The sequence below is a fragment of the Streptococcus acidominimus genome, assembly GCF_001921825.1.
Lineage (GTDB): Bacteria > Bacillota > Bacilli > Lactobacillales > Streptococcaceae > Streptococcus > Streptococcus acidominimus.
In genome coordinates this window covers 82,016-90,747 of record NZ_MSJL01000001.1, presented here as the reverse complement: position 1 = coordinate 90,747, position 8,732 = coordinate 82,016, and the positions used below count along the sequence as shown (strand labels likewise).

Below are 8,732 nucleotides of genomic sequence, written 5' to 3'. Positions count from 1 at the left end.
ATTTTACAACACAGGCTGGCATCACTCTATCCATGTCACGAGTTGGGAAATGTATCGACAATGCACCAATTGAAAGTTTCTTTGGGCATTTCAAGACAGAGTCTTATCATCTCAAGAAATACAAGACTTACGAGGAGCTAGTCGCAGATGTGGAAAGCTATATCCAGTTTTACAATACACAACGTTATCAAGCTAAATTAAACAACCTGACCCCTTGGGAATTCAGGAATCAGGTTGCTTAATATCTTTTATTATTTGACTGTCTACTTGACAGGGAGCAGTTCAAACAGTCTGGGGATAGACTGTTTGAGGTGGGAAATAAAGAAAACGACGTTTTCGTCAAAACAGTCTGGGGATAGACTGTTTGAGGTGGGAAATAAAGAAAACGACGTTTTCGTCAAAACAGTCTGGGGATAGACTGTTTGAGGTGGGAAATAAAGAAAACGACGTTTTCGTTAAAAAGTTGTCTAGTTGATAACTAGACAAGCGATAGATAAGAAAAGTGTAACTTTTTAAGATACGAGGACGTCAAAAAAGCGACCGAAAATTAGGAAACATGACGTAGAGATTGGAGAGAGTTTGCTTCGCAAACTTCTATTTCCCGCCTCTCAAGATATACTATACCTTGAGAGCTAGGAATGTTTATCCCTAAAGGGCGCCACACCTGTAAGCAACTAAAGTTGCAACAGTTGTGTCTCTTTTTTTCGAGCTTTTAGCCCGAGTTCAATTTCAAGATACAAAGCCCGTTAAAAACTCAAAGCGAAAATAGGAAATCTGACGAAGAGGCATTAGACTCTAGGAAGATTTATCTTTTTCGCACAGAGTTTAGGGCGTGTTCAATTACCCCAAGATACGAGAGCGTTTGACACGAGTTTCACTCGTTTTATCTCCAACCTTCCACAGTCTATTCCTAGACTGTGGAAGCGAGCTGTGGCTACCTTTAGGTACCCATTCTCTTAGAAACTAGAGAGTTTGCTCTGCAAATTTCTAGTTCTACCCTCAAAGAGTAGTAACTACCTGCGATTTACGAAAGGTCAACCAAGCGACTATAAAAACACTAAACCTTATCCATTCAACGATAAGGTTTTTTATCGGTTTCACAAAAAATATGGTATAATATTTCTAATATCGTTTTGAGGAGAATAAGTATGAACGTAATTCGTGATAAGGCACTGGTCAATCAGTATCACTTTGATGCCCGTAATAGAGAGTGGGAAGAAAAAAATGGTGTCCCAACTACTCGACTAACAGTCGATTTTCAATTGATTGAACGAAATGCCGAGGAGAAGAGAACCTCAATCGTAGTCATCTTGCGTTTTATGATTGTCTTGGATCATTTTGTGATTTCTGGAGCCATGAGCCAAGGGGTTCATATTTTAGAGCAACTGGTTCAAGAAGTTGATGAATTTAGTGAGCAAGACAAGCGCTTCTTAGTCAATCCGCTATTGGACATCTTACAGCGCTTAACCTATGAAGTAACAGAAATTGCCTTGGATGCCCCAGGTGTAAATTTGGAGATTTAGAATGAAATTAGCGGTCATTACAGACTCATCAGCTGTACTACAAGATACAGCAAAAAATGAGCATCTGTTTGTTTTAAGGATTCCCGTCACGATCGGCAATACGACCTATATTGAGGGGAAAGATTTAAGTGTCGAAGAGTTTTACAAGAAAATGGCAGCAGAAGCAGAACTGCCTAAGACCAGCCAACCAAGTTTATCAGAACTGGAAGAGATACTTGGTCGCTTGCAAGGAGCAGGTTACACGCATGTGATTGGTCTCTTTTTGTCCTCTGGTATTTCAGGATTCTATCAAAATATCCAGTATCTCAAGGATGAATTTGAAGGCATGACCATTGTCTTTCCAGATAGCAAGATTACTTCTGCCCCGCTTGGAATGATGGTGGAGAATATCTTTAGACGTTATGAGGCAGGAGCTTCCTTTGATGAAATAGTAGAGAAGTTGCAGCAAGAAATTGTCGGAACAACGGCCTTTATTATGGTGGATGACTTGGATCATTTGGTCAAAGGGGGACGCCTGTCAAACGGAGCAGCCTTGCTAGGAAACTTATTGAGCATCAAGCCTATCTTGTACTTTACAGAGGAAGGCAAGATCGAGGTGTATGAAAAGGTTCGCACGGAGAAAAAGGCGGTCAAGCGCTTGTTGGAGATTTTACAAGAGCAAACCTCCAATGGGGCTTATCAGATCGCCGTAATCCATGCCAATGCGCCTCAAAAGGCAGAAGAATTTAAGCAACTATTACAAGAAAATGGCATCAACTGGTCCTTACCGATTGTGTCCTTTGGCTCTGTCATCGGTACGCACTTGGGAGAAGGGGCGATCGCCTTTGGGATTTCACCGATTATTGACTAGGAGTAGTGCATGACAATTCAAGTAATTATCGCAGGATTTAAGGGAAGAATGGGATCGACTGCCCTTGAGATGGTGAGACAGGACAAGGAGTTGGCACTTGCAGCCCTGCTAGATCCCTTTGCGACAGAGACAGAGATAGACGGCGTGCCTGTTTTTACCTCGAAAGAGGACTTGATTGGCTTTACAGCAGATGTCTGGGTGGATTTTACAACACCAGCCTTCGCCTACGAAAATACCAAGTTCGCCTTGGAAAATGGCTTTGCGCCTGTCGTTGGCACAACTGGCTTTTCTCCAGAAGAAATCGAAGCCTTGACCCGTCTATCTACCGAGAAAAAAATCGGTGGCTTGATCGCCCCGAATTTTGCCATTGGAGCGATTTTACTGACGCAATTTGCAGCCCATGCAGCCAAGTATTTCCCAGACTTAGAAATCATTGAATTACATCATGACCAGAAAAAGGATGCACCAAGCGGTACAGCTATCAAGACAGCAGAATTGATTTCGCAAGTTCGAACCAGTAAAAAGCAAGGACTAGCAGATGAAGAAGAGCTGATGGAGGGCGCGCGTGGAGCAGCATTTGACGGTATGCGGATTCATTCGGTTCGCCTACCTGGCTTGGTTGCACATCAGGAAGTCATCTTCGGAGCGCAAGGAGAGGGCTTGACCATTCGCCACGACTCGTATGACCGCAGCTCCTTTATGAGCGGTGTTCGTCTAGGAATAAAAGAAGTAGTAAAACGAGAGCAACTCGTTTATGGTTTGGAACAATTATTATGAGATTACACAATTTGCCTTCTGAATTTCAGGAGGCTTTACCGATTTTAGAGAAAATAAAACAAGCAGGCTTTGAAGCTTATTTTGTCGGTGGATCAGTCCGAGATGCGATTTTAGGGCGATCTATTCACGACGTCGACATTGCCTCATCCAGTTATCCAGAAGAGACAAAAGCGATTTTCCCCCGGACGATTGACGTAGGGATTGAGCATGGGACAGTGCTGGTCTTAGAGGAAGAGGGTGAGTATGAGATTACCACCTTCCGGACAGAGGATGTCTATGTCGATTACAGACGCCCCAGTCAGGTGTCCTTTGTCCGTTCCTTGGAAGAGGATTTGAAGCGCCGTGATTTTACAGTGAATGCCTTTGCCTTGGATGATCAAGCACAGATTATCGATAAGTTTGACGGTATGCAGGATTTAAAAAACAAAACCTTGCGGGCAGTCGGTAGGGCAGCAGAACGGTTTAACGAAGATGCTCTGCGGATTATGCGCGGTTTTCGATTTGCAGCGAGCCTTGATTTTGCCATTGAAGAGGCGACTTTTGAGGCAATGAAAGAAACAGCTCCACTCTTGGAGAAAATCTCGATTGAGCGCATTTTTATTGAGTTTGACAAACTCTTGCTGGCAAAGAGTTGGCGCAGGGGAATGGAAGCCTTGATTGCTTCTAAGGCCTACAATTACCTACCCGATATGAGGGAAAAGGCTGCCCAGCTATCACAGCTCCTCGCCTCACTTTCGGATGATTTTGTCTTTCGGACCTCGGAGCAGGCTTGGGCGTTGCTGATTGTTTATCTAGAGATTGGAAATGTCAAATCCTTTCTGAAAGACTGGAAGACCAGCAATGAGTTTCAGCGGACAGTGCTCAAGTTAGTAGACATCTACCAATTGCGACTGCAAGGGGAAGTGACCAAACAGGTCTGTTATCGCTATGGCAAGGACTTGCTCTATCTAGTAGAGGAGGTCAGACATGCCCAAGGACTTGCGGTTGCTTACGAGCAGATTGAGACTCTTGACCAGACCTTAACCATTCATGACAAGCACGAGATTGTGGTCAAGGGCGGAGACCTCATGAAGAGCTTCCAGCTCAAGCCAGGTCCTCTTCTAGGACAGTTACTAACGGAAGTAGAGCTTGCAATCGTCGAGGGAGACTTGGCAAATGAGGTCGTAGCAATCATGGCATTTCTAAAGGAGAAAATAGACAATGAGTGATTTTATCGTTGAAAACTTAAGCAAATCTGTTGGAGATAAGACAGTCTTTTCAGACATTTCCTTTATCATTCATCCCTATGACCGTATCGGGATTATCGGGGTCAATGGGACAGGAAAAACAACCCTGCTGGATGTCTTATCTGGCACCTTAGGATTTGACGGAGACGTGTCGCCTTTTCGGACGAAAAATGACTATACGATTGCCTATTTGACCCAGGAACCAGAGTTTGATGAGGATAAGACGATTTTGGATACCGTTTTGTCGTCTGAATTACGAGAGATCCAGCTGATTCGCCAGTATGAGCATCTAGTGGCTGATTATAGTGAGGAAAATCAAACAAGGCTAGAAAGGGTCATGGCAGAAATGGATGCCCTAGGCGTCTGGGAAATCGAACATCAGATTAAGACTGTTTTGTCGAAGCTAGGCTTGAACGATACCAACCAGCGTGTGGGGGACTTATCAGGTGGTTTGAGACGGCGCGTGCAGTTGGCACAAGTCTTATTAGGAGAGGACGATTTGTTACTTCTTGATGAGCCGACCAACCACCTAGATATTGAAAGCATTGAGTGGCTGACGAACTATTTGAAGCAGTCCAAAAGGACTGTAATGTTCATCACGCACGATCGTTATTTTTTGGATAATGTGGCAACGCGTATTTTTGAGCTAGATCGCGCTAGCCTGACGGAATACCAAGGGAATTATCAGGATTATGTCCGTTTGAAAGCCGAGCAAGATGAGCGAGAGGCAGCTCTGCGCCATAAAAAAGAGCAGTTGTATAAGCAGGAATTAGATTGGATGCGCCGGCAGCCACAGGCGCGTGCGACCAAGCAACAGGCACGGATCAATCGCTTCCATGATCTAAAATCAGATCTGGCACACCAGACCGACGATAGCCAGCTGGAAATCCAATTTGAAACCAGCCGTATCGGAAAAAAAGTCATTGAGTTTAGGCAGGTAGATTTTTCCTATCCCGATAAGCCTATTTTAAAGCACTTTGATTTGCTCGTTCAAAATAAGGATCGAATCGGAATTGTCGGTGACAATGGAAAAGGCAAGTCCACCTTGCTCAATCTGATTGCCGGAGAAATAGAGCCAACGAGTGGGCAGTTACTGGTAGGAGAAACCATCCGTGTAGGCTACTTCTCACAGCAGATTCAAGGCTTGGATGAAAGCAAGCGCGTCATCAATTTCCTGCAGGAAGTGGCAGAAGAAGCCGAAACCAGCTCAGGCATGGTCTCGATTGCGGAGCTTCTAGAGCAATTCCTCTTTCCACGCAGTACCCACGGAACCCTGATTCAAAAGCTATCTGGCGGTGAAAAGAAGCGACTCTACCTCCTAAAAATATTGTTGGAAAGACCGAATGTCTTATTGCTTGATGAGCCGACCAATGACCTAGATATAGCCACCTTGACCGTTTTAGAGCAGTTTCTGCAAGGCTTTGCTGGCCCCGTCATAACAGTCAGCCACGACCGCTATTTCCTCGATAAGGTCGCAACCAAGATATTGGCTTTTGAAGACGAGGGGATTTGTACTTTCTTTGGCAACTACACAGACTATCTGGATGAGAAAGCCTTTCTGGCTTCTGTTTCAACAACTCCCCTTGCTCCTGCAAAAGAAAAAAAGGAAAAGATTCGGGAGAAACAAAAGCGCATGTCCTATTTTGAAAAGCAGGAATGGGCGACAATTGAAGATGAAATTGTAGGCTTGGAAGAAAGTATTGCAGCGCTTGAAGCTGCCATGCAGAACTGTGGGAGTGATTTTGCACGCCTGTCGGATTTGCAAAGGGAATTAGATGTCCAAAATGAAGCCTTGCTTGAAAAATACGAACGCTATGAATATCTTAGCGAATTGAGCGAAGCCTGATGAGAGGAGACAAGTGGACATGAAAATCATCATGATTGCCTATATGAGCCTCTATCTGCTCGTAACCTTGCTGGCAGCAGCTTATAGCTACCTCAAGACCAGACGGATGAATCGCCTCTGCCTCTTTCTGACCCTTGGAACCTGTCTACTCTTACTCGTGACCTTGATTTCTTACAGTCAAGGCTATCATCCCCTGCAAATGGTAGGCTTCGCAGTGGGCTTTACCCTAATTTCTAGTCTCTTTCTCTATAATGGGACGAGAGAGGGTGCCCAGTTTGCCTATACTTTCTTGTTTAGCGCAGGGCGCTTCCTTCTCCATTTACAATTTTTAATATTACTATATATTTTTCGGTAAAAGGTAGTGCAAACCTTTGCGATATGGTATAATAAGGCGAAGAATTATTTTATAAGGAGTATCTTATGGCAAAGAAAATTATTGGTATTGACCTTGGTGGCACCTCTGTTAAATTTGCGATTTTGACAGATAAAGGCGACATTCAAGAAAAGTGGTCTATTAAGACCAACATTTTAGACGAAGGCAGTCATATAGTGCCGGATATTATCGAGAGTATCAAGCACCATTTTGACACCCACCAGTTGACCAAAGAGGATTTTTTGGGAATTGGTATGGGTTCTCCTGGTGTGGTAGATAGCAAGGCAGGAACAGTTATCGGTGCTTATAACCTCAACTGGAAAACCCTTCAATTGATCAAAGATCAAGTTGAAGCAGCTATCGGTCTCCCATTTTTCATCGATAATGACGCCAATGTAGCAGCTTTAGGTGAGCAATGGGTTGGTGCTGGAAGCAATAATCCTGACGTTGTCTTTATGACCCTTGGAACAGGTGTCGGAGGCGGTGTTATCGCAGACGGAAACCTTATCCACGGCTTTGGTGGTGCTGGAGGAGAACTTGGTCACATCACAGTTGACTTTGAAGATCCTATTGCCTGTACCTGTGGTAAAAAAGGATGTTTGGAAACAGTTGCTTCAGCAACGGGTATTGTGAACCTAACCCGTCGTTATGCGGATAGCTATGCAGGTGATGCTGAATTGAAAAAACGGATTGACGATGGTCAAGACGTGACAGCAAAAGATGTCTTTGACCTTGCAAAAGAGGGAGACGACCTTGCTCTTATCGTCTACCGCAATTTCTGCCGTTACTTGGGAACGGCTTGTGCCAATATTGCAGCAATTTTGAATCCTGCCTATATCGTCCTTGGGGGTGGTGTATCAGCAGCAGGTGACTTCTTGCTAGAGGGAGTCAATGAAGTCTACTTGAAAAACTCCTTCCCTCAAGTTGCCCAAACGACGAAACTCGCCTTAGCCAACCTAGGAAATGATGCAGGTGTTCTTGGCGCTGCATCACTCGTCTTGAAATAAGAGACGCAGGAGAAAGGGGAAATAGAGAAGCAAGAGGAGCAGTTATTGCTGGCATGATTGATCTTGTTAGTCTCACCTTTTCCAATTTTTATCGAAAATGGAGTTAGCCCCTTTCTCATCTTTTCCTTGGCTCTCAACCTTATTTGTACTGTAACAGTTACTAAAACTAGAGGACTGGAATAGAAGTTCGGCTCCTAGATTCATTGCAAAAGGAACAAAAGAAACTGGAGGAAATCATGGAAACCTATACTTTATCTAATGGCGTAGCCATTCCTAAAATCGCTTTTGGAACCTGGCAGATTCCAGAAGGAGACCCAGCCTACCAGAGCGTTCGTCATGCGCTTCAAGTTGGCTATACACATGTTGATACAGCCCAAATTTATGGCAATGAAGTCAGCGTAGGTAGAGCCATTGCCGACAGTGGCTTGGCTCGTGAGGAGATTTTCTTGACGACCAAGGTCTGGAATGATAAGCACGACTATGACTTGGCAAAATCCTCTATTGAGGAATCGCTCACCAAATTAGGTGTGGACTACATTGACTTGCTCTTGATTCATTGGCCAAATCCCAAAGCCTTGCGGGAAAATGATGCTTGGAAGGCAGGCAATGCGGGAGCTTGGAAAGCGATGGAAGAAGCCTATAAGGCTGGAAAAGTTCGGGCAATCGGGGTCTCTAACTTCATGATCCATCACTTGGAAGCCCTGTTTGAAACTGCGGAAATCAAACCGCAGGTCAACCAGATTCTCCTAGCCCCTGGCTGTGCGCAGGAAGAAGTCGTTGCATTTTGCCGTGAGCATGACATGGTGATTGAAGCATACAGTCCGCTAGGTACAGGAAACATCTTTGGTCACAAAGATGTGGAAGCAATAGCAGACCGCTACGGCAAGTCTGTTGCCCAAGTGGCTCTACGTTGGTCTCTCCAAAAAGGCTTCTTACCACTGCCGAAATCGGTAACACCAAAGAATATTGAAGCAAACCTAGAAATTTTTGATTTTGAATTGTTACAAGCTGACATGGAGAAACTCGACAAACTCGAAGGTATTGCCAGTCAAAGCAATCCTGATGAGGTTGAGTTTTAAGATTCTCCAATGAGAAATGCGAGCGATACGAAGAAGTGTCGTTGTATAGAG

The 8,732-nt window shown here is 44.4% G+C and carries 9 protein-coding genes; all 9 read left to right on the top strand.

The annotated features are described in order from the left end of the window. A partial coding sequence (locus tag BU200_RS00410) for an IS3 family transposase (RefSeq protein WP_142237006.1) occupies nt 1-242 on the top strand: 242 nt, incomplete at its 5' end. A 906-nt stretch (nt 243-1,148) separates the two neighbouring features. Then, nucleotides 1,149-1,523 (top strand): DUF1149 family protein, encoded by a 375-nt coding sequence (locus tag BU200_RS00405; RefSeq protein ID WP_075098267.1) that lies wholly within the window; start codon nt 1,149-1,151, stop codon nt 1,521-1,523. 1 nt (nt 1,524) lies between these two features. Beyond that, nucleotides 1,525-2,373 (top strand): DegV family protein, encoded by an 849-nt coding sequence (locus tag BU200_RS00400; RefSeq protein ID WP_075098266.1) that lies wholly within the window; start codon nt 1,525-1,527, stop codon nt 2,371-2,373. Between the two features lie 9 nt (nt 2,374-2,382). Continuing rightward, nucleotides 2,383-3,150 carry a 4-hydroxy-tetrahydrodipicolinate reductase gene (gene dapB, locus BU200_RS00395; protein ID WP_075098265.1) on the top strand — a complete coding sequence of 256 codons (768 nt, stop codon included), beginning with the start codon at nt 2,383-2,385 and terminating at the stop codon, nt 3,148-3,150. Further along, nucleotides 3,147-4,358, top strand: coding sequence for a CCA tRNA nucleotidyltransferase (locus BU200_RS00390; RefSeq protein ID WP_075098264.1), 1,212 nt, complete (start codon nt 3,147-3,149; stop codon nt 4,356-4,358). Before dapB ends, BU200_RS00390 begins: the two co-directional genes overlap by 4 nt. Continuing rightward, a complete protein-coding gene (locus BU200_RS00385) occupies nt 4,351-6,222 on the top strand; it encodes an ABC-F family ATP-binding cassette domain-containing protein (protein ID WP_075098263.1) in 1,872 nt (623 codons plus the stop codon). The genes BU200_RS00390 and BU200_RS00385 overlap by 8 nt, the downstream gene beginning before the upstream one ends. Before the next feature lie 19 nt (nt 6,223-6,241). Next, a complete protein-coding gene (locus BU200_RS00380) occupies nt 6,242-6,577 on the top strand; it encodes a hypothetical protein (protein ID WP_075098262.1) in 336 nt (111 codons plus the stop codon). 65 nt (nt 6,578-6,642) lie between these two features. After that, entirely contained in the window at nt 6,643-7,602 is a 960-nt protein-coding gene (locus BU200_RS00375; RefSeq protein WP_075098261.1) for an ROK family glucokinase, read from the top strand. Between the two features lie 236 nt (nt 7,603-7,838). Beyond that, nucleotides 7,839-8,681: an aldo/keto reductase gene (locus BU200_RS00370; RefSeq protein ID WP_075098260.1), complete on the top strand. Its 843-nt coding sequence runs from the start codon at nt 7,839-7,841 to the stop codon at nt 8,679-8,681. Nucleotides 8,682-8,732 lie beyond the last annotated feature (51 nt).

Bases quoted from the DNA above. Each gene is read 5' to 3' on its own strand.
- BU200_RS00375 (WP_075098261.1), top strand. From the start codon at position 6,643: ATGGCAAAGAAAATTATTGGTATTGACCTTGGTGGCACCTCTGTTAAA.
- BU200_RS00405 (WP_075098267.1), top strand. From the start codon at position 1,149: ATGAACGTAATTCGTGATAAGGCACTGGTCAATCAGTATCACTTTGAT.
- BU200_RS00385 (WP_075098263.1), top strand. From the start codon at position 4,351: ATGAGTGATTTTATCGTTGAAAACTTAAGCAAATCTGTTGGAGATAAG.
- dapB (WP_075098265.1), top strand. From the start codon at position 2,383: ATGACAATTCAAGTAATTATCGCAGGATTTAAGGGAAGAATGGGATCG.
- BU200_RS00370 (WP_075098260.1), top strand. From the start codon at position 7,839: ATGGAAACCTATACTTTATCTAATGGCGTAGCCATTCCTAAAATCGCT.
- BU200_RS00390 (WP_075098264.1), top strand. From the start codon at position 3,147: ATGAGATTACACAATTTGCCTTCTGAATTTCAGGAGGCTTTACCGATT.
- BU200_RS00400 (WP_075098266.1), top strand. From the start codon at position 1,525: ATGAAATTAGCGGTCATTACAGACTCATCAGCTGTACTACAAGATACA.
- BU200_RS00380 (WP_075098262.1), top strand. From the start codon at position 6,242: ATGAAAATCATCATGATTGCCTATATGAGCCTCTATCTGCTCGTAACC.